This is a genomic window from Rhodococcus erythropolis R138, from assembly GCF_000696675.2.
Lineage (GTDB): Bacteria > Actinomycetota > Actinomycetes > Mycobacteriales > Mycobacteriaceae > Rhodococcus_F > Rhodococcus_F erythropolis.
This window is the reverse complement of sequence record NZ_CP007255.1, coordinates 3,501,425-3,521,787: the sequence shown is the minus strand read 5'-3', so window position 1 is coordinate 3,521,787 and position 20,363 is coordinate 3,501,425. Positions and strand designations below refer to the sequence as shown.

Genomic DNA, 20,363 nt, shown 5'->3' with positions numbered 1-20,363 from the left:
TGTGGCCCCCTGACGACGAGCGTCAGGGGGCCACAGTTCCGAACATCGTTTTCGATCAGCTACGCAAAGGTCGGTTGTACTGATCGCGCACACTGCCGGTCAACATCATGATGCCGTCGATGAGCGGCCAGACGCCACCGATTCCACACGTCAACCAAGTGACCGCGATCTGTGCGACAGCCATGCCGGGCTGGTTGAGGTAAAAACGTCCTGCTCCGAAACCGCCGAGCAGAATGCCCAGCAATCCGGCGGTCGTCTTCGACTTGTCCGAATACGGTTCGCCGGTCATCGGGTCACGTCCGTACGGTGCGGACGGGTCGACAAGGCCGAAGCCAGGCTGAGGATAACCCTGACCTTGCGGGTATCCCTGCGCCTGACCGTAACCGGGCTGCGAATATCCAGGCTGGGGGTAGCCCTGCTGCTGACCGTAATTCTGGCTTCCCTGCGGCGGAGCGGCGGGGTAGCCCTGCGGCGGAGCCGCGTAGGGATTCGGAGTCTGATCTGCCGGCGCACCGTAAACGGGACCGTCCGTCGGGGTTTGGGTCGGCCTCGAGTAGTCCGGCGCCGGATAGTCGGTCGCCGGATAGTTCTGGGCGGCGTAGCTTTCCTGCGACGTGTACGGCGCCGTGGGCTGATTCGGGGTGGAATCAGAATCGGCAGTGGGGAACGCTGTAGTCGATTCGGTTCCGGTCGGCGGCGGGTAGATGGGGTGGTTTCCCCAGCCCGGGCCGTTCCCGACTCCCGAATACGTGTCCCAGCCTGGACCGGTGCCGGTGGTCTCCGTCGACGGAGTCTTTTCCGTTGGCGCCGAGGTTTCCGTCAACGACGCATCTGCCGTCGCGTCGTAGTCGAACGGCGACCCGAACTGGGGTGGAACCGGCGGCTGCGATCCTGACGAGTCCCCCGACTCGGACGGTTCCGGATTCTTGTTCAAGTTAGGCAACGTACTTTCCTTCGATTCGACGACGGTACGTAATAGCTTTTGTTATCGGGCCACGAGACGGGTTCGGCCTTCGCGTGGCCGGTCCCCCACAGATCTTTCCTCGGTTCGTGCTCCCGGATCATCCTCGTAACGGCCGGCGAACACCGTCCCGCGCATTGCCCGAAAGTATCACGATGCCGTCGACGAACGCCCAGATCCAAATTCCGATGGCAAATGGAATTCCGATGAGGAACGCGGACATGAACAGCGCGAAGAACATGCCGAGCAGTTGGCACAGTCCAATGCCGACGCTCCCGATGTAAAGACGACCGACTCCACAGATTCCGAAGAAGCCCAGCAAGATCTGCAACAGTCCAGCTGTAGCTTTCGACTTGTCGGAATACGGTTCCCCCGTTACCGGGTGCCGACCGTACGGCGCATAGGGATCTCCGAACCCGTACATCGATGGAGCGGGCAGTGGCTGCTGATATCCGTACGGATTGGGCGCGCCGTAGACCGGTCCCTGATCCTCGGGGAATCCCCCTTGCGAATAGGGACCTGTCACGGCTTGTCTTTCTTCGACAGCTTCACCGCGTCCGACGACTCATCCGACGCTGCCGTGGAGGCGCTTGCCTCACTGGAAGCGGATTCAGCAGCATCGGATTCAGAATCTTCAGCGTCGGCGCCTTTCGCGTCGGCCTTCGCCGAATCAGTTTCGGTAACTGGCGCCGCGACTCCTGCTTCGCCGGCAGCTACCGCAGCGACGTAGTCCTTCGACTTCAAATCAGCCGGATCCTCACGACCCTTCTTCGCCAGGAAGAAGTAGGCCAGTGCGGCGAAGAACACGATCCCCGAAGTGAATGTGTTGACTCGAATGCCGGCGATCTCGTATGCGAAATCGTCGCGCATCAGTTCGACGACAAACCGGCCCAGGCAATAACCCGCGACGTACAGAGCAAACAGGCGTCCGTGACCGATCTTGAATCGGCGGTCGACGAGGACCAGCAGGATCACGATCAGGACGTTCCACACAGCTTCGTAGAGGAACGTCGGGTGAACGACCCGAATGACTTCTCCGTTGGAGACACCTGCCAGTTGATCGAGCTGGCCGGAGGAGTTCACACGCTCGAAGATCTCGAGGCCCCATGGGACGGTGGTCTCGCGACCGTACAACTCCTGGTTGAAGTAGTTGCCGATACGACCGATGGCCTGCGCGAGCAGGATTCCGGGCGCAATCGCATCACCGAGCGCGGAAACCGGAATGCCGCGTCGACGGCAGCCGATCCACGCACCGATGCCGCCGAGGAACACAGCTCCCCAGATTCCGAGGCCTCCCTGCCACACCTTGAGTGCATCGAGAGGCTGACCGTTCTCGCCGAAATAGGCGGGCCAGTCGGTCAATACGTGATAGAGCCTGCCACCGATCAGACCGAACGGAACAGCCCAGATCGCGATGTCGAGAACGGTCCCCTTCTCGCCGCCGCGGGCGACCCAACGACGATCTCCCCACACGATCGCGACGATGATGCCGAGGATGATGAAGAGCGCGTAGGCGCGCAGCGCTACCGGTCCGACGTACCAGACGCCTTGGGGCGGGCTGGGGATATAGGCCAGTAGGTCCACAGTTGAGGTCACGACGCCACGGTAGCCGAGCGGACGCCCTCGGCGAGTTCTTCGGTGAGCGAGCGAACCGCTCCCAAGCCGTTCTCGACCGCGGAGACCAGAGCCGAGCCGACGATGACGGCATCGGCGTATGCCGCGATTTCGGCAGCTTGTGCGCCGGACCGAACACCCAATCCGACGCCGACGGGAATGTCGGAATGCGCGCGGATTCGTGCGGTCAGTTCCGGAGCCATCGACGACACGGCGTCGCGAGCGCCGGTGACACCCATTGTCGAGGCCGCGTAGATGAATCCACTACTCGCGTCGAGTGTCATCGCGAGCCGTTCTTCCGTCGAGGACGGGGCGACAAGGAAGATCCGGTCGAGGTGGTGCTCCTCGGATGCTTCCATCCAGGCGCCTGCTTCTTCCGGAATGAGGTTGGGGGTGATGAGTCCGAGCCCGCCGGCGGAAGCGAGGTCTCGTGCGAACTTGTCGACGCCGTACTGCAGTACCGGGTTCCAGTAGGTCATCACGACGGCCTTGCCGCCGACCGAACTGATCTGCTCGATCACGGTGAAGATGTCGCGAAGGCGAACGCCGTTGGTGAGTGCGGTTTCGGCTGCACGCTGGATGGTCGGACCGTCCATGACCGGATCGGAATACGCGACACCGACTTCGATGATGTCGCAGCCACCGTCGACCATCGCCTTGAACACGTCGATCGATTCGGGAACGGTCGGATAACCGGCAGGCAGGTAACCGACGAGGGCGGCACGCTTGTCAGCCTTGCACGCTGCAAAGGTGGGTGCGAGGCGTGATGGTCGTTCGCTCACTTGTCCGAGCCTTCCGTGTTGTCGTTCTGGTCTGCTGCATCAGCCGGAGCGGTTGCCTGACTCGAGGCGCCGTCGAAGAGACCGAACCAGCTTGCGGCGGTGTCCATGTCCTTGTCACCGCGACCGGAGAGATTGACGACGATGATCGCGCCCTCGCCGAGTTCCTTGCCCAGTCGGAGCGCGCCGGCAACGGCGTGGGCGGATTCGATGGCCGGGATGATGCCTTCGCGGCGCGAGAGCAGCAGTAGAGCATCCATCGCTTCGCTGTCGGTGACGGGTTCGTAGGTGGCACGCCCGATATCGCTCAGGTAAGCGTGCTCGGGTCCGACGCCCGGGTAGTCCAGACCAGCAGAGATCGAGTGCGATTCGATGGTCTGACCGTCTTCGTCCTGGAGCAGGTAGGAGTAGGCACCCTGGAATGCGCCAGGGGTACCGCCGGCGAACGTTGCTGCATGCCTTCCGGTTTCGACACCGTCGCCGGCTGCTTCGTAGCCAACCAGCCGTACCGACAGATCGTCGATGAACGGGTGGAAGATTCCGATTGCGTTGGAGCCGCCTCCGACGCAGGCTGTGACTGCATCGGGCAGGCGGCCGGTCAGTGCCTGAACCTGGACGCGTGTTTCGAGGCCGACCACTCGCTGGAAGTCGCGAACGATGGTGGGGAAGGGGTGCGGGCCTGCCGCGGTACCGAAGCAGTAATAGGTGTTGTCCGCGTGGGAAACCCAGTCGCGCAAGGCTTCGTTGATCGCGTCCTTGAGCGTGCGCGAACCGGTCTCGACCGAGACGACCTCCGCGCCGAGCAGGCGCATGCGTGCGACGTTCAGTGCTTGACGTTCGGTGTCGACAGCACCCATGTAGATGACGCACTCGAGACCGAGCAGTGCACAGGCGGTGGCCGATGCCACACCGTGCTGTCCCGCTCCGGTCTCGGCGATGATGCGGGTCTTGCCCATACGCTTCGCCAGCAGAACCTGACCGAGAACGTTGTTGATCTTGTGAGAACCGGTGTGGTTCAGATCTTCACGCTTGAGAATGATGCGCGCGCCGCCGGCGAACTCGCTCATTCGCGTTGCCTCGAAAATCGGCGACGGACGCCCGGTGTAATCGCGCTGCAAGCGATCGAGTTCGTTCAAGAACGTGTCGTCCGCGCGAGCCTTTTCGTACTCCGCAGTGACTTCCTCGATAACCGCCATGAGAGCTTCCGGCACATGCCGTCCGCCATAGACGCCGAAATGCCCTCCGGCATCCGGGTCGTGAGAGCGCTCGGTGAGTCCCGCGCTGGCCGGCGGCAGATTGCCGCCCTTGAATACTGCACCGGAGCCTGGTTCCTGAGTACGTGAAGTCACCCCACCAGTCTGCCCCAACGGTGTCGCTGGTCACCGCCCGGGTGCATCAAAGCACGCCGGGCGGGTGAAGCGCTTTATCGAGACGGTTTGGGGCAGGACGGGTGTGCACCGGCATTGACCAGATCTGCGACGGCCTTACGCGGGTCGCCGCTGGTCACGAGGCCTTCACCGACGAGCACTGCGTCGGCGCCCGCACCGGCGTACGCCAACAGATCGGCAGTTCCGCGAACACCCGATTCGGCGATCTTGATCGTCTCGGTCGGCAGACCGGGAGCAATGCGACCGAAGGTGTTCTTGTCCACCTCGAGGGTCTTGAGATTGCGCGCGTTGACACCGATCACCTTGGCGCCGGCTTCGAGCGCGCGGTTGGCTTCTTCCTCGGTGTGTACCTCGACGAGGGCAGTCATTCCCAGAGATTCGGTGCGATCGATCAGCGAGGCGAGCGCCTGCTGTTCGAGTGCCGCGACGATCAGCAAGATGACGTCGGCGCCGTGAGCGCGAGCCTCGTGAATCTGGTACGGCCCCACGATGAAGTCCTTGCGCAGCACCGGAATGGTGACCGCTTTACGGACTGCGTCGAGGTCGGCCAACGAGCCGTGAAAACGGCGCTCTTCGGTGAGAACACTGATGATGCGTGCGCCACCGGCTTGGTAAGCCGCGGCAAGCTCTGCGGGATCGGCAATGTCGGCCAGCGCACCCTTTGACGGGCTCGCTCGCTTGACCTCGGCGATGACGCCGATGCTCGATTCCAGAAGTGCTGCTGCAGCATCGAGTGCAGGCGGTGCAGCGGCCGCAGCAGCCTTGACTGCAGCGAAGTCGAGTACGGCTTCGCGGGCGGCGACATCAGCGCGCACCCCGTCGAGAATCGAGTCGAGTACGGTCATCGTGGCCCGAATCCTTTCTGGGCAAGAGCCCGATGTGAGATACGTCATCAGGGTGGTCTCAGCCTAGTGGGACGAAATTTTGCTACTCCGCCGGGGTACCCACGCAGGTGAGGGTTCAGTCTTACTCAGTGCGACGACCCCGGTTTCGCACCGTTGCCTCCCCCAACTCCGTCGTCCCCGTCAGCCACTGTCGGGTCCTCTCCGGCATCGAGCGCGTCCCACAACATCCGTTGTGTCACAGGCTCGTCCGACGCGGGTGTGTCTCCCTGACCGAGCTTGGCTGCAGCTTCGCGGCGGGCGGCAGGGTTGTCGTACTTCGACGACAACCCGCCTCGCACTGGAGGTTTGCGCATCAGAAGTACTGCTGCGCCGAGCGCCGCCACCGCTCCGAGCAACGCAAGCAAGGCAGGCAGTACCGAAACAGTCGTCGAGAGATCTTCCGGGTGACCGGACAACTCGGCCAACTCCACCGCTCGGTCCGAAGAGGCTCCGGACACCAACAACTGCACCGCCGGAACCGCTACCGCGACGGCGACGAGTGCCACCAACAGTCCGACCACACGAAGCGCCCAACCTCGCACCGCGAACGACGCCGCGATCGCCGCCAGAAGCGCGAGCGCGAGCGGAGTCATCGCCGCCGCCCAGGTGCTGCCGTCGAGGTCCGTCGTCCGCTCCAGCGTCTTGCCGTCGCTCGAGGTCAGATGAACCCACGTCATTCGTGAGCTGCCCCACAGAGCTGCTGCCGACAGTGCAAGCAAAAGCGTCCTCGGCACAGCGGTGCCACGAGAAGCCCTTGTAGGCTGCTCCGCTGCAATCGACTCGTTCTCACTCACTGATCGTCACCTCCGATGGTGCGCAGGGTGTGCGCCGACGCGATGGCGCTCAGCACTGCCATCGCCTTGTTGCGGGCCTCGGTGTCCTCGTAGACCGGATCCGAGTCGGCGACGACGCCGGCGCCCGCCTGGACATATCCGATCCCGTCCTTGATCAATGCCGTTCGGATCGCGATCGCGGTGTCGGCGTCGCCGGCGAAGTCGAGGTAGCCGACGATGCCGCCGTAGATACCCCGCCTGGTGGGCTCGAGTTCTTCGATCAGCTGCATCGCACGCACCTTGGGTGCCCCTGACAGGGTTCCAGCGGGGAAGCATGCGGTGACCGCGTCGAGAGCGTGCTTTCCCTCGGCCAGATGACCGGTGACGGTCGATACGAGATGCATCACGTGGCTGTACCGCTCGATGTGCCGGTAGTCGTGCACCTTCACCGTGCCCGGGCGACAGACACGACCCAGATCGTTTCGCCCCAGATCGACGAGCATGAGGTGCTCGGAGTTTTCCTTCTCGTCGGCGAGGAGGTCCTTCTCGAGCAGGATGTCGTCCTCCTCTGTGGCACCGCGCCATCTGGTTCCAGCGATCGGGTGTGTCGTCGCGACGCCCTCGGCGACGGTGACCAGTGCTTCAGGGCTCGAACCGACGATCGAAAACGCCGTCTCTCCGTCACCGTTCGGCACGTTGAGCAGATACATGTACGGGCTGGGGTTCGACGCGCGCAGCATCCGGTACACGTCGATCGGTGCTGCAGTGCAATCGATCTCGAATCGCTGCGAGAGAACTACCTGGAATGCCTCGCCCGCTTCGATGTCGCCGATCAACTTTTTGACGTCGACACCGAAGCTCTCGGTGGTGCGTTGACGACGGTAGTTCGGAGTCGCTTTCGAGAATGTCGACACCGTCGATTTCGCCGGCGCCGCGAGAGCGCGAGTCATCGCGTCCAACCTGGCGACCGCGTCGTCGTACGCCGTGTCGACACGCTCGTCGGTGCCGTCCCAGTTGACCGCATTGGCGATGAGGGTGATCGCCCCTTCGTGGTGATCGACAGCGGCGATGTCGGCAGCAAGCAGCATGACCATCTCGGGTATCTGCAGGTCGTCGACCGCGGAGTCACCCAATCTCTCGAGGCGCCGCACCGCGTCGTAACCGAGGAACCCGACCATTCCGCCGGTCAGCGGGGGTAGGTCGGGAAGTCGCTCCGAACGAAGTAGTTCGAGGGTGGCACCGAGTGCATCGATCGGGTCACCGCCGGCCGGAGCACCGGCCGGAACATTGCCGTACCAAGCCGCCTCTCCGTCCACGACGGTCAGTGCAGCCGGACTCCCGACGCCGATGAACGACCACCGCGACCACGAACGACCGTTCTCGGCCGACTCGAGCAAGAAGGTGCCTGGACGATTGCCGGCCAACTTCTCGTACGCCGAGAGCGGAGTTTCGGAGTCCGCCAACACTTTCCGAGTGACCGGAACGACCCGGTGCTCAGCTGCGAGGGCACGGAACTGCTCCCGAGTGGTGGTGGAATCGGACGCGTCACCGACGATCGCGGTGTCGGACGACCGTGCGGACATGGAGGTGGGCTCGCCGTGCATGCCTCCATCATCCCAGGCTCCCCCACACGGTCGTCGTGCGCGGGTAACCTCGGCCGAATGAAACCAGGCCAACTCGCCCCCGATTTCTCGCTGCCCGACCAGGACGGAACTCCGCGCTCGCTGACGAGCCTGCTCGCGAACGGCCCCTTGGTCCTCTTCTTCTACCCGGCAGCCTCGACGCCGGTGTGCACCGCCGAGGCGTGCCACTTCCGTGACCTGGGCAGCGAATTCGCCGCGGTGGGCGCTTCGCGGGCAGGTATCAGCACCGATACGGTCGAAGCTCAGTCCACCTTTGCCACCGCACAATCCTTCGACTACCCCCTGCTCGCCGACACCGACGGCAAGGTAGCCGAACAGTTCGGCGTCAAGCGCGGACTCCTGGGCAAGCTGGCTCCGGTCAAACGCTCGACCTTCGTGATCGACACCGACCGCACCGTTCTCAAAGTCATCTCGAGTGAACTTCGCGCCAACACGCACGGCGACCAGGCACTCGAGTTCCTTCGCAATCGAAGCTGACTCACCTGGGCGAAATGATTCTCTGAGCAACCTGATTCTCTAGGCGACCTGAATCGAGCGCTTCGCAAGTCCCATCCAGAATCCGTCGATCACCTGGGTGGGCACCTGCTCCGGATCGGACGACGCACCGAGCGTGACGAACAACGGGGCGAAGTGCTCGATGGTCGGATGCGCGTACGGCATCCCGGGAGCTTGGGCGCGGAAGTCGATCAACGAATCGACGTCTCCGGCAGCGAACCTCTCCCCTGCCCACGCGTCGAATTCCGCCGACCATCCCGGGGCCTGCGCCTCCGGTGACGGATCGCGCAGGAACGGCAGCCCGTGCGTGGTGAATCCGGATCCCACGATCAGTACACCTTGCTCACGGAGTGGCCGTAGGCGTTCTCCGAGATGGAGCAAACGCTCGGGATCGAGGGTTGGCAGCGAAATTTGCAGTACCGGGATGTCTGCGTCCGGGTACATCACCGTGAGCGGCACGTAGGCACCGTGATCGAGTCCTCGATTCGGCTGCTGAACCACTCGTTCGTTGTCCGGCATCAACGCGGCGACCTGAGCTGCGAGTTCCGGAGCGCCGGGAGAGTTGTACTTCGCGCGGTAGAACCTCTCGGGAAAACCACCGAAGTCGTAGATGAGCGGGGTGCCCGTGGTCGTCGAACCGATCGTCAGCGGTGCTGATTCCCAGTGCGCCGAGACGACGAGGATTGCCGTCGGCCGCGGAAGATCGCCGGCCCACGCCCCCAATTGGTCGACCCACAACGCGCTGTCCACCAGCGGCGGAGCACCGTGGCTGAGATACAGCGCAGGCATGGTTGTGGTGGACATATGGGCTCCTCGGGATAGACATTCGTCGTTAAGTTGAAGGTTCAACCTAATATAGGACTCAACACTTGCGTCCCGCAACTATTCCCCGCAATATTCTTCTGGACATGCGTCTGAGACGCTGTACACCAGCACGCTCCGTGCACGAAGAATGCTCGACCCGAAGGAGAAGTCACCGATGAGTGAACCGACCGCGCAGCCCGACGCGCAGTCTCAGACGAAGTGGCTCACAGCCGAGCAGCAGGAAGCCTGGCTGACACTGATCGCTCTCGTGACACGGTTGCCTGCCGCACTCGACACTCAACTGCAACGCGATTCGGCACTCACCCACTTCGAATATTTCGTGCTCGCCGCACTCTCGGACGCCCCCGACCACAAGCTCCAGTTGTCGGTACTGGCCCAGCGCGCGAACGCTTCCCTGTCCCGCCTCTCGCACGTCGTCACGAAGATGGAGAAAGCCGGCTGGGTGAAACGGGAAGTCATTCGCGGCAGCCGCGGCTCCAACGCAGTACTCACCGACGAAGGAATGACAAAGGTCGTCGCGGCCGCGCCGCCACACGTCGCCTCGGTTCAAGGTCTCCTCTTCGAGGGCCTCGATGATCGCCAGGTCGCCCAGCTTTCGTCCTTGGGGACTGCAATGCTCAGCCAACTGGACAAGGGAATCGCCGCCGGACTCGGCAAGGCCTGACCCCTTTCCCGACACCAGCGGTCTGATCCTTACGACGGCGGCTTCGTGAGGTCGAGTGCAGCCAGGTGACTGAACAGCATGCTCGCTCCTATCGGGTTTCCACCGCCGGGATACGTAGTCCCGCTGGCCGCTGCCATCGTGTTGCCCGCCGCGTACAATCCGGCAATCGCCGTACCGTCGGCTTTGAGCACCCGCCCGGTTGCGTCGGTACGTAGACCACCTTTGGTCCCGAGGTCGGAGATACCGAAAGCGGCAGCGTGAAACGGTCCTTGGTCGATCGGTACGAGCGGTGAAGCCCCCTCCGAAAAGGCACGGTCGTACGCAGTGTCTCCTCGGCCGAAGTCCGTGTCGACGCCGGTCGCCGCAGACTCGTTGAATCGCTTCACGGTCTGCACCAGTTCCGCTGCGGGAACATCGATCTGGGCGGCGAGGTCTTCGAGCGTCTGGGCACTCTTCCACAACCCAGCATCCACATACTGCTCCGTCTGCGCCATGGGCACGTTGGGCGCCTTCACCGGCGGCACTGCACCTTCCCTGTTGTCGTAGATCATCCAATACGGTGTGGTTACTTTTCGTGCCCGCATGTGTTCTATGACGGAGCGACCCAAGCGGTCGTACGGCGCAGACTCGTTGACGAATCGACGACCGTTGTCGTCCACGAAGATTCCGCCGGTGAACCACAGCGCAAACGCGGAGCGGCCATCCGGATGGGTGAGCCCCGGCGACCACCAGGCCTCCCCCATGAGGTCGGTATCGGCGCCCACGGCGATAGCCGCCTGATGCGCCTTGCCGAGATTGCCGGGACAACCCATCGTGTCGAGCGCAGAGCCGGGAACACCGAATTCGGCACGCAGGGTCTCGTTCTGTTCGAATCCGCCCGCGGCCAGAATCACTCCTCTGCGGGCTCGGATGGTTCGACGCCGACCACCTTGTTCGACGACCGCGCCGACGACCGATCCGTCCTCGACGACCAATTCTTCGAGAGTGGTGTTCAGGTGCATGGCGGCGTTGGCGAATGTCGAAAGTGCCAGCAAGAATCGACCGATCAACGACTGCCCGCCGACGAGGTACGCCGGCAACTCTTCTCCCAACCGCTCCGTCGCGAGCGGCGATCGAAGTGAATCACGAAGCACACCAAGCTTCTTAGCGTTCATCGGTTTGGGAACGATGTGTCGACCGCTCGCGCGAGCCTTGGGTTTTTCCCCGAAGTAGTCGGGCCACGGCAGTATCTGGAACTCGAAATTCGAGTCCTCTTCGAGATAGTCGATCAACCCGGCGCCGCCTCGAACGTATGCCTCCTGGACGTCGGCAGGTGTCCGATCACCCACCACCGAACGGTAGTACTCCAGCGCATCTTCGATGGTGTCGTCGTCCCCACCCCGGCGAAGAACGGCGTTGCACGGGAACCACATTCCGCCGCCGCCCGAGTACGCCGTTGTTCCGCCGTACTTGTCGGTCGCTTCGATCACAATGACGTCGAGGCCTTCGCGTGCTGCCGTGTACGCGCCGGCGAGTCCGCCGCCCGATCCCACAGCGAGTACGTCGCATGTCTCGTCCCACTTCGCCATAATCAGCCTCTCCGATCCTGGGCACATTTCCGAACGTGTTCTAGAAATCGTTCTAACACATGGACTTAGCGATCGCGGGGGATCGAAATTCTGTCCCACCGAGCGGGAGCGAGACATGACACCGAGCGGGAGCGAGACATGACACCGAGCGGGAGCGAGACATGACACCGAGCGGGCAGCGAGACATGACACCGAGCGGGGAGCGAGAACGAGCAGCGATAGCGCACACTTTGCTCGCACGGGTCTGATCCCGTAGTGTCTGGACACATGTCTGGTAAGACCAAGTTCGAGTCCACTCGTCGACGGCTCACACAGCAGCAAGCCGAAACCGTCGATCGATTGACCGCGGCAGCGATCACGGTCCTGCGCGACAAAGGGTTTGCCGATCTGACTGTACGAATGGTGGCAGCGGAAGCCGGTGTCGCCGCAGCCACGGCGTACACCTATTTTTCGTCCAAGAGTCACCTTGTGGCAGAACTGTTCTGGCGCCGACTCGACGCAGTACCGCACGAGCCCTCCCCCGAGGCGGAACGAGAAGCGCAGGTCTGCTCGGTCCTTCGAAGCGTCGCACTCCTCGTTTCCGACGAACCGGAGCTGGCCGCGGCCGTGACCACGGCGATGATGGGCAACGATCCCGACGTCGAACACCTTCGGGGACGTATCGGCAAGAACATCCGCGAGCGGCTCATCGAGGCGCTGGGGCCGTCATACGATCCCGACGTACTCGAAGCACTCGAAATCTCCTGGTCCGGAGCGCTTGTCCGAGCCGGCATGGGTTACGAGTCCTATTCGCAGATCGCAGACCGGCTCGAAGTCACTGCCAGGCTGATCATGGCGGGCCGCGACAACCTTCACTAGACGGGGGTCATGGCACTCACCAGCCATGTGCCGTCGACTCGATCGAGTGTCACCTCGACTCGGCTCGACGTCGACGCTGGTGCCGGCCGCGCGATACTCGTCGTGATCTGATCGACGAACAGGAGCAATTCTGCTCGGTCTGCAGCAGCGGAGAGCACTCCGACGTCGACTACTCGCGCCTTCGTGCTGATTCCTTGCTCCTTCGACTGGGGTGCAACGGTTTTCGATCCGAATTCGGCGAAGCGGTCCTGAAATGTTCCACTTGCGCCCTCGGCAGCATGTGCAAGATCCTCGTCCACCGTGTCGCTGTTGTAGGTCAAGAGATTCTCGACGAGCATCGGCGCCACACCGATCACCTCGACACGTGCGGTTTCAGCGGCTGCCGAACGGTGGTGACTCCAGAGCAGAGTCCCGCCGGCTCCCACCAAGATCAGCGCTGCAAACGCCAAGACCACGCGCTTCACGGGACGAACTCCACACTCGACATCAGTACCCGACCGTCGACCTCTTCGACACCGACGCGAAGACGGTAGGTTCGCGCCGAAGACTCTCCCGCCGAATTGCCGACCTGAGCCGATGCCGCGATCAGTACCACCCCCGAGGTTCCGGATTCCGATGCCAGGGCGGCGGTGTCGACATGACCGTCGGAATCGACGGCGAAATCACGGATCGATGCGACGAACGCAGATTCACCGGACTTCAGTTCGTCTGCAAAAGTTCCCGTAGTCAGCGACTTCAGCTCCGCGAGATCCTCGTCGAGCGTGGCAGAGTGAACGTCGATCAGAGCAAGGGTTCCTGCGACAGCACCGTCGACGAACCCTTGACGCTGGGACTCTCGCACGCGGTCCGATCGAACTGCCAGACAACCGAAGACGACAACGACGCTCAGAGCCGCGAGTGCAATCCAGACCAGGGCAGTGAGTACACCGCGCTTCCCTCGGACCGGATCCAGCACCTCACCTCTCAGCGATTCGTCGGCGTCAGCAACTGTTGCCACGGCTCCCCCTCCCCCGGACCGGAGTCAGCCGGAGCCAACTCCGTGTGTTGATAGTCGACTCCGTCAGGCCCGGTGTACAACTCGCCGGGCGCATTGGTCCCCGACGGCACGTACGCTTCGGGGCTCCGGCAGATCTCCGGGCTCGGTGCTCGTTTGCCCGGTACCTCCATGCAGGGAATGTTCCGAGATCCACGAACGGCGAAGACCGAGTTCTGTGGCACTTTGCAGTACAGATCAGCCGGGGTGTCCGGCACACTCGTCTGGGTCGGGTCCCGTCGCTGATCCGCAGGAAGGTAACCGGTCGAGCACGCCGCAGGGTCCTGCGCTTGGAGGTGGAAGTTGACGTTCGCGGCGCCGTCCACCTGCCCGCGTTGTACGACGGTTTCCTGTGCCGCGACCAGTGGCGGCAAGATGACGAGCACCTGTTCCAACCCGGCGTTGTACGTCAAAGCCACCTGAGCGGTGCTGGTGAAATTGGCAAGCAGCACAGGCAAAGTGGGTTTGAGGCCTTGAAACAGCAGGTCGGCTTCAGTCGCGAAGCCCGGTCCGGTCTCGAGGATATTGCGCACGGACCCGTCGGCGACCTCCAACTGTCCACTGAGCTGAGCGACACTGGACGCCCACTGGCGAATCTGATCGCCCGTCACCACCTGTGTCTGCAGGAGCGGATCCAACTGCTGTACGAGCGTCGTAGCCGGCGTTGTGGCAGCGGCCATCTGATCGACGAACGAGGTGGTCGAATCCAGCAGACGAGCCAGATCCTCTCCCCTGCCTCCGAAAGCTGCCGCGGACTCGTCGATCACCGATCGCAACTTGTCCTGCGGTACGGATGCGAGCATCGCCTGCGCCTGATCGAGGACCGGTCCGATCTCGGTCGGGATCGTGACAGCGTCGGGGCCGATCACGTCTCCGTCGGCCAGAAAGGGTCCGTCCGCGGTGCTCGGTTGCATGTCGACGTATTGCTCACCGATTGCCGACACGCTTCGCACCGCTACTGTGAGCCCGCTGGAGGGAACGGGAACCGCACTCTCCAAGGATAATTCGGCGCGTACCACTCCCGGAGAGAGACGCACCGACCTGACCTGACCGATGGTGTCGCCGCGATAGGTCACGTTCGCGTTCCGATACAGGCCGCCGGCGTCGGGCAGTTCGACTGTCACCGAATAGCGCCCGATGCCGAGCATGGTCGGAACTCTCAGGTACGAGATAGCCGCTGCGCTCATGCCTATCACCGCCAGGATCGCGAAGATCGTCAATTGCCTTCGCACCAACTTCGTGAGAATCATCGTCCACCGTCCTGGTCGGTCCGCCCTGTACCACTTGGGGCGGCCCGCCCGGTGTCACTTGGGGCGGCCCGCCCGGTACCCAGAGGCGCGGTCAAAGGATCGACCAGTATTCCGTTCTCCACCGGAGTTTGCGGCGCCCCGAACGGAGTACCGAAGCCCAGACCTGACTGAAGGCGATTACTCGTGAGGTCGATCAGCGCCCACAAATTGGTGTAATCACCGCGCATTCCGTCGTCGATGGTCGTCTGGGGGAAGGGGAAGGTACTCAGATTGCCCAAATTGTTGATCAGGTCCGGTCCTGTTTCGACCACCTTCTGCAGCGTCGATTCCAAGGCGCTCAAATTGGCTTTCAAATCGTCGCGGGTCCGGTCGACCAGATCGGTCCCGACGTCCCCGAACCTGCCGACCGCATCGAGGGCGGTGGTCAGGTCGACGCGTTGGGCGCTCAGTTCCGCCAAGGCCGGATCAAGGGTCTCCAACGCCTCACCGAGAACGTCTCGCTGAGCCGTGATCTCGCCGGCGAACACGTCTAGATTCTCCATGGTCGTGACTATCGCCTCGCGTTGACGGTCGAGTGTCTCGGTCACGGTGTCCATCTGGCTCAGCAGGTCGCGCGCCGCATCGGTCCGCCCGCCGAGAGCAGTGTTCAGTTCCGTGGTGATGCTGTGAATCTGGGCCAGCCCACCGCCGTTGAGCACCAAGGACAGTGCCGTCAACGCTTCCTCGGTGGTGGGATAGACACTGGCCGATGCAAGGGGAATCACGGATCCCTCCGACAACCGCCCTTCCGGCGCCACCTCGGTGGGCGGCGCGAGCGCGACGTGTTTGGATCCGAGCAGACTGGTTTGGCCGATCTTGGCAGTCGCGTTGGCGGGCAGCGACACCGAACCGTCGAGCGCAACCGTCACCCGTGCGTGCCAGTTGTCGGTCTCGATCGCACTGATACTTCCGACTGTCACGTCGTTGACCATGACCGGAGAATTGGGACTGATCGACGTGACGTCCGGCATCTCGATCACGACCGAGAAACTTCCCTCACCGCGGCCGGCCGCGCCCGGCAGCGACACCGAATTCAGCCCGCTCCATTGACAACCCGTCAGAACGAGCACGGCGCTCGCCGCCACACACACTGTTCCCCACCGGCGGCCAGTCATCGTGATCCTGTCGACGGCATGAGCAAGCCGGTCAGATCAGACGCCACCGGCACCGTCGGAAAGCTCAAGGCGCCAGTCGGTTCCAGATCAGGCTCGCTGTACACCAGTTGGTCCGGAAGAGCCCCGAGCGCCCGGGTCGGATTGATGCTCAGGTCCGGGTAGTTCGCTTTGATCGTGTTGAGCAACGGGCCGAGGTATTCGATGCACAAATCCGCGCCCTTCTTCGAGGTGTCGTTGGCCAGGCCGGCGATTCCGCCGCAGATCAAGTCGATCGGGTTGCCGACGTTCTGGAATGCGGGCACACCCACCATCGCTCCTTGGGCCGGCCGGTAGACGTTGTAGTAGTTCGACAACGCTGTCGGAGCCAGATGCAGTACCTTCTCGAGACCTGCGCGCTTGTCGACCAATACCTGGGACACGTCGGCCAACTTCGCGATCTGCTCCGTCAAGCCGGTTCGGTTCTGTTCGACAAACCGCTGTACGTCGACGACGGCGGCGTCCAGATCGGCGAGAGCCGGAGCCAATTGCGTCCGGCTCTCGGCGAGCACACTCGAGACATTTGCCAGTCGTCCTTGGAACTGAACGATCTGTTCGTCGCTTGCGGCGAGTGCGGTCGTGAAGGTCTGCAGGCCGCGGATGGTGCCGAACAGATCGGCTCCGCCTTCGTCGAGTGTGCTCATAGCCTCCGAGAGTTCGGTCACCGAGCGCCCCAGCGCTTCCCCGTTGCCGGCCAGTGCGGATCCGGCACCGTCGAGGAAGTTGGCGGCGGGACCGCGATCGTCCCCGTCGGGACCCAAAGCATCGGCAGCCCGGCCCAGCTGTTCCTTGATCTGGTCCCACTCGACCGGGACGGCTGTTCGCTCGAGCCCGATCTCCGCACCGTCATTCAGTGCGTCGGCGCCGTCCGTCACCGCCGGCGTCAACTGCACGAAGCGGGCCGAGACCAGTGACTGGGCAACGATCACCGCTTTCGCGTCCTCGGCGACGGGAACCTCGCGCGCCAATTTCAGTTCGACGCGCATTCGATCTCCCTGTGGGGCGATCTCGGTGACGCGGCCGACGTCGACCCCCACGACACGAACGTCGTCACCGACATACAGGCCGGTCGTCGAGGTGAAGTAGGCGGTCACGTTGTAGTAGCGCAGATGTTGCACCGCAAGGTATCCCGACACGACGACGATCGCCGCGCCGACGACGCTTCCACCGACTACGCCGATTCGACGCCAGTTCACCGGTTTGCGAACTCGTAAGGCACCCATCATCGAACCTCCGGAATCGGTAGCGGCGCAGGTGGTAGCCCGAACATCGCGTTGATCAACGGTTGGGTGTATTGCGCCGGTACCAGGTTCTGGACGTAGGCGTAATAGAAGGGACCGCTGGCCACGGTGTCGCCGAGCGTGCCCACGTACGTACCGAGACCGTCGATTCCCTGAGAAAGGTTGTCCTTGTTGTTCTGCAGAATGCCGACAACCGTGTCGAGTTTGCCGAGGACCGGTTGCAATTGCGCCTCGTTGTCGTGGACGAGTCCGCTCAGCTGGGTCGACAACGCCGAGATGTTCGTGATCACTTCCCCCAGCGCCGCCTGTCGCCGATCCAGTTCTCCCAACAAGGCGTTGCCGTCGACGAGTAGCGCGTTGACCTGTGGTCCACGCTCGGCCAGCGTCCCGGCGACGTCGTTTGCATCGGACAGCAAGGTGCGCAACATGTCGTCGCGTCTATTGACGCTGTCGGAGATCCGTGCGACACCGTCCAGTGCCGGTCTCAGGTCCGGCGCACTGTCGGACATCACCTGTCCCACTGCGTCGAGCGATTCGGAGAGTTGGTCGAGATCGATGTCCTCGACCGTCGTGGTGAGGTCACCGAGCACGTCGGGCAGCGAGTACGCCGATCTTGTTCGCTCGACCGGGATCTCGCCGCCGACCGCGATCCTTCCCGTACCGTCCAGATCGAGCGATACCGCTCGCTTGCCGAGCAACGACATCGTGGTGACGGCTGCCGACGTGCTTTCTCCCAAACCGATCGAGCCTTCCAGTGTGAAGTCCACGCGCGCGAGTCCGTGCTCGACCTCGATCCGGTCCACCGTTCCGATCTTCACTCCAGCGGCGTTGACTTCGTCTCCCGGCGCGAGACCGCTGGCGTCGGCGAACACCGCGCTGTACCCGACGCCCGATTTCAGGAACTGCAGATTCTGATACTGGAGCGATGCCAATACGACGGCGGCCGTGACGACCAATCCCACGACCCCCACGCGTACGGCCTGGCTCTGTGCCATCTCTCTCATCGTGGTGCGCACCTTCCGGTCGTCTGATCCACCAGGTCGACAGTGAGCGGCGTACCGTCGGCACCGTCGACCTTCAGTGCAATTCCGCACAGATAGAAGTTGAAGAACGACCCGTACGAGCCGACTCGGATCAGCTGCTTGTAGTTCGAGGGCATGGACGCGAGAATCCGATCGAGCTCACTTTGTTGCTCGATCAGCGGATTCAGGCTTGCGTCCAGCTTCGACAGGTTTCCCGCGATGTCCGGGCGAACTCCGGCGAGGAGATCGGCGAAGGTGCCTGATGCGGTGTTCACACTCTCGACGGCAGTCCCGATCATCTCCCTGTCCGCCGCGAGCCCGCTGACCAGCTGTTGTAGGTGATCGAGAGTGTCACTGAACTGACCACCGCGGCTGCGCAATTCACTGAGCACACCGTCGAGGTTGCCGATCACTCGACCGATCAGTTGGTCGCGGTCTGCGAGAGTGTTCGTGATCGATCCGGTGTGCGCCAGCACCGATGCCACAGTTCCGGACTGGCCTTGAAACACCTCGAGCAAGGACATCGACAACGCGTTGACCTGCTCCGGGTCCAGGGCTTGAAACAGCGGCTTGAAACCACCGAGTAGCGCATCGAGGTCGAGTGCCGGTGCGGTGCGATCGACGGGAATGCTCTCGTCCTGTGGCTGCGGTTCCGCGATCCCCGGATCGTCGAGCAGTTCGAGGTATCGATTACCCACCAGATCCTGATATCGAACAGCGGCTCTGGTCGATACAGTCACGGTGTCACCCGTATCCACACTGAAACTCACGTGGGCACGGTGATTCCCACCGAATTCGACGGAGCCGACAGAACCGACCGGCACACCGGCGATGCGCACCTTGTCGCCGGCTCTGAGCCCGGAGGCGTTGACGAACTCCGCCGAGTACGACCTCGCGTCGCCACCTCGCATCTGGCCGAACACGAGGATCAGCCCGGCGTTGACGAGGATCATCACCAGAACAAAAATTCCGAACTTGACGGTGTACCCACGAACTTTCATCGGATCTCCGTCCCGAACAGGTAGCTCATCAGATCCGGGACCGTGTTCATCGGTTGTCCACCATTCGGCTGACGCTCGGGCGCAAACGGATTCACCCCGGTATCGGTCACCAGGTACGGAGCATTGACGTTCGGGTCGCGCAGTGGAAGACCCATACACTGCGGGCCACCTGTTGCCGCGACCTTCGGAAGGTCGTCGGGATATCGGTACGGTTCGGTTCCGGCGATCAGACCGATCGACATCTTGATTCCTGGTTGTCCGTTGTAGGCGCCGTCGCCGATCTTCTTGCTCTCCTGCAGTCCGTGGAACATGCAGGGAATCACCGGGGAGTATTCCTCGAGCAGTGCGGTGGTCGGCCGCAGTAACGACAGAACGGTGTCGATACCGTCGGCGTTGGCTCCCAGTACATCTTCTCCGGTGCGGGCGACCCCGATCACGTTGAGCAAGAGGAGATCGAGATTCTGCTGCTCGTCGAGAACAGTGGTTCCCGTCGTCGTGAGCGAGTCGAGGGTGTCCATCAAGTCGAGAACAGCGTCGCGGTAGGTCTGTGTGACGGCTGGTAAATCAGTCAACACATGATCGAGAGCCTCACGTGCAGTGTTGAATTCGAGCAACGAGGAATCTACTTGTTCGAGTGCGACCCCGAGCCGTCCGCCGCGTCCTTGCAGAGCAGTCGAGAGGGCACCCAATGTCGAATCGAGCTTGCCCGGGTCCACCGTCCGGAGCACGGTGGTGAGTTTCTCGAACACCGTGTTCAGCTCGACAGTCACCCGGGATGCGTCGATCGTCGCCCCGGCGGCAAGTCGCGCGCTGCTCGGCTGCTCCGGCGAGGACAGGCTGACGAACTTCGCGCCGAAGGCCGTGTTCGACGTGATCGCCACATCCACGTTTGACGGAATCGATTCGAGCGCTTCGGGATCGATCGACAACGACAGTTGTGCGGTAGCGTCGTCAGTCGGCGTGATGGACTCCACCGAGCCCACGGTCACCCCGGCCATCTTCACCCGCGCGCCCGGATCCATCACGAGCCCCGCGCGCTCCGCGATCACCGTGATCGGGACGCGAGCGACAAACACCTGGTTGAAAGACGCGACCGACAAAGCGATGACCCCGACGATCGCCGCAGCCAAGCCCAGAGCAGCCAACTTGTAGCCGTATCTGTGCACGCAGTCCC

At 62.9% G+C, this 20,363-nt stretch carries 21 protein-coding genes; 3 read left to right on the top strand and 18 right to left on the bottom strand.

Going from position 1 to position 20,363, the window contains the following annotated elements; translation table 11 throughout:
• Positions 1-55 precede the first annotated feature (55 nt).
• The 8 genes from H351_RS16185 to H351_RS16150 form a co-directional block, all read right to left on the bottom strand.
• Complete coding sequence (locus tag H351_RS16185; RefSeq protein ID WP_029255474.1) at positions 56-934, bottom strand: TM2 domain-containing protein; 879 nt, start codon at positions 932-934, stop codon at positions 56-58.
• Between the two features lie 127 nt (positions 935-1,061).
• A complete protein-coding gene (locus H351_RS16180) occupies positions 1,062-1,487 on the bottom strand; it encodes a TM2 domain-containing protein (RefSeq protein ID WP_029255475.1) in 426 nt (141 codons plus the stop codon).
• Positions 1,484-2,557, bottom strand: coding sequence for a prolipoprotein diacylglyceryl transferase (gene lgt, locus H351_RS16175; protein WP_019748656.1), 1,074 nt, complete (start codon positions 2,555-2,557; stop codon positions 1,484-1,486). Before lgt ends, H351_RS16180 begins: the two co-directional genes overlap by 4 nt.
• Positions 2,554-3,357: a tryptophan synthase subunit alpha gene (trpA, locus tag H351_RS16170; protein ID WP_003944010.1), complete on the bottom strand. Its 804-nt coding sequence runs from the start codon at positions 3,355-3,357 to the stop codon at positions 2,554-2,556. The genes lgt and trpA overlap by 4 nt, the downstream gene beginning before the upstream one ends.
• The gene (gene trpB / locus H351_RS16165; RefSeq protein WP_019748657.1) at positions 3,354-4,703 is read right to left on the bottom strand and encodes a tryptophan synthase subunit beta; all 1,350 of its coding nucleotides are present in this window, start codon (positions 4,701-4,703) and stop codon (positions 3,354-3,356) included. The genes trpA and trpB overlap by 4 nt, the downstream gene beginning before the upstream one ends.
• Before the next feature lie 74 nt (positions 4,704-4,777).
• Complete coding sequence (gene trpC / locus H351_RS16160) at positions 4,778-5,587, bottom strand: indole-3-glycerol phosphate synthase TrpC (protein ID WP_003944016.1); 810 nt, start codon at positions 5,585-5,587, stop codon at positions 4,778-4,780.
• Between the two features lie 125 nt (positions 5,588-5,712).
• Complete coding sequence (locus H351_RS16155) at positions 5,713-6,420, bottom strand: TIGR02234 family membrane protein (protein ID WP_020969750.1); 708 nt, start codon at positions 6,418-6,420, stop codon at positions 5,713-5,715.
• Positions 6,417-8,003, bottom strand: a complete 1,587-nt coding sequence (locus H351_RS16150; RefSeq protein WP_019748660.1) for an anthranilate synthase component I — start codon at positions 8,001-8,003, stop codon at positions 6,417-6,419. Before H351_RS16150 ends, H351_RS16155 begins: the two co-directional genes overlap by 4 nt.
• Before the next feature lie 57 nt (positions 8,004-8,060).
• Between H351_RS16150 and H351_RS16145 the strand changes: the two genes are divergently transcribed.
• Positions 8,061-8,519 (top strand): peroxiredoxin, encoded by a 459-nt coding sequence (locus H351_RS16145; RefSeq protein ID WP_020907928.1) that lies wholly within the window; start codon positions 8,061-8,063, stop codon positions 8,517-8,519.
• Positions 8,520-8,558: 39 nt separating this feature from the next.
• On the opposite strand, the gene H351_RS16140 is transcribed toward H351_RS16145, so the two are convergent.
• Positions 8,559-9,341 carry a dioxygenase family protein gene (locus tag H351_RS16140; RefSeq protein ID WP_019748662.1) on the bottom strand — a complete coding sequence of 261 codons (783 nt, stop codon included), beginning with the start codon at positions 9,339-9,341 and terminating at the stop codon, positions 8,559-8,561.
• Positions 9,342-9,516: 175 nt separating this feature from the next.
• Between H351_RS16140 and H351_RS16135 the strand changes: the two genes are divergently transcribed.
• The gene (locus H351_RS16135) at positions 9,517-10,026 is read left to right on the top strand and encodes a MarR family winged helix-turn-helix transcriptional regulator (RefSeq protein WP_020969752.1); all 510 of its coding nucleotides are present in this window, start codon (positions 9,517-9,519) and stop codon (positions 10,024-10,026) included.
• A 29-nt stretch (positions 10,027-10,055) separates the two neighbouring features.
• Here H351_RS16135 and H351_RS16130 read toward each other — a convergent pair whose 3' ends face one another.
• Entirely contained in the window at positions 10,056-11,594 is a 1,539-nt protein-coding gene (locus H351_RS16130) for an FAD-binding protein (protein WP_029255476.1), read from the bottom strand.
• A gap of 267 nt (positions 11,595-11,861) precedes the next feature.
• Here H351_RS16130 and H351_RS16125 point away from each other — a divergent pair, with 267 nt between their 5' ends.
• Positions 11,862-12,452, top strand: a complete 591-nt coding sequence (locus tag H351_RS16125) for a TetR/AcrR family transcriptional regulator (protein ID WP_003943994.1) — start codon at positions 11,862-11,864, stop codon at positions 12,450-12,452.
• Here the strand turns inward: H351_RS16125 and H351_RS16120 are convergent.
• Genes H351_RS16120 through H351_RS16085 form a run of 8 tightly spaced genes read right to left on the bottom strand, consistent with a single transcriptional unit; the run spans position 12,449 to position 20,355 of the window.
• The gene (locus H351_RS16120) at positions 12,449-12,916 is read right to left on the bottom strand and encodes a hypothetical protein (RefSeq protein ID WP_029255477.1); all 468 of its coding nucleotides are present in this window, start codon (positions 12,914-12,916) and stop codon (positions 12,449-12,451) included. The two genes, H351_RS16125 and H351_RS16120, sit on opposite strands and share 4 nt — an antisense overlap.
• A complete protein-coding gene (locus tag H351_RS16115) occupies positions 12,913-13,449 on the bottom strand; it encodes a hypothetical protein (protein ID WP_020907934.1) in 537 nt (178 codons plus the stop codon). Before H351_RS16115 ends, H351_RS16120 begins: the two co-directional genes overlap by 4 nt.
• Positions 13,416-14,735, bottom strand: coding sequence for an MCE family protein (locus H351_RS16110; protein WP_029255478.1), 1,320 nt, complete (start codon positions 14,733-14,735; stop codon positions 13,416-13,418). The genes H351_RS16115 and H351_RS16110 overlap by 34 nt, the downstream gene beginning before the upstream one ends.
• Positions 14,732-15,889: an MCE family protein gene (locus tag H351_RS16105; protein WP_029255479.1), complete on the bottom strand. Its 1,158-nt coding sequence runs from the start codon at positions 15,887-15,889 to the stop codon at positions 14,732-14,734. Before H351_RS16105 ends, H351_RS16110 begins: the two co-directional genes overlap by 4 nt.
• The gene (locus tag H351_RS16100; protein ID WP_029255480.1) at positions 15,886-17,148 is read right to left on the bottom strand and encodes an MCE family protein; all 1,263 of its coding nucleotides are present in this window, start codon (positions 17,146-17,148) and stop codon (positions 15,886-15,888) included. Before H351_RS16100 ends, H351_RS16105 begins: the two co-directional genes overlap by 4 nt.
• Complete coding sequence (locus H351_RS16095) at positions 17,148-18,170, bottom strand: MCE family protein (RefSeq protein WP_029255481.1); 1,023 nt, start codon at positions 18,168-18,170, stop codon at positions 17,148-17,150. Before H351_RS16095 ends, H351_RS16100 begins: the two co-directional genes overlap by 1 nt.
• On the bottom strand, positions 18,167-19,189 hold the full coding sequence (locus H351_RS16090) for an MCE family protein (RefSeq protein ID WP_029255482.1): 1,023 nt from the start codon (positions 19,187-19,189) through the stop codon (positions 18,167-18,169). Before H351_RS16090 ends, H351_RS16095 begins: the two co-directional genes overlap by 4 nt.
• Complete coding sequence (locus H351_RS16085; RefSeq protein ID WP_029255483.1) at positions 19,186-20,355, bottom strand: MCE family protein; 1,170 nt, start codon at positions 20,353-20,355, stop codon at positions 19,186-19,188. The genes H351_RS16090 and H351_RS16085 overlap by 4 nt, the downstream gene beginning before the upstream one ends.
• Positions 20,356-20,363: the final 8 nt, after the last annotated feature.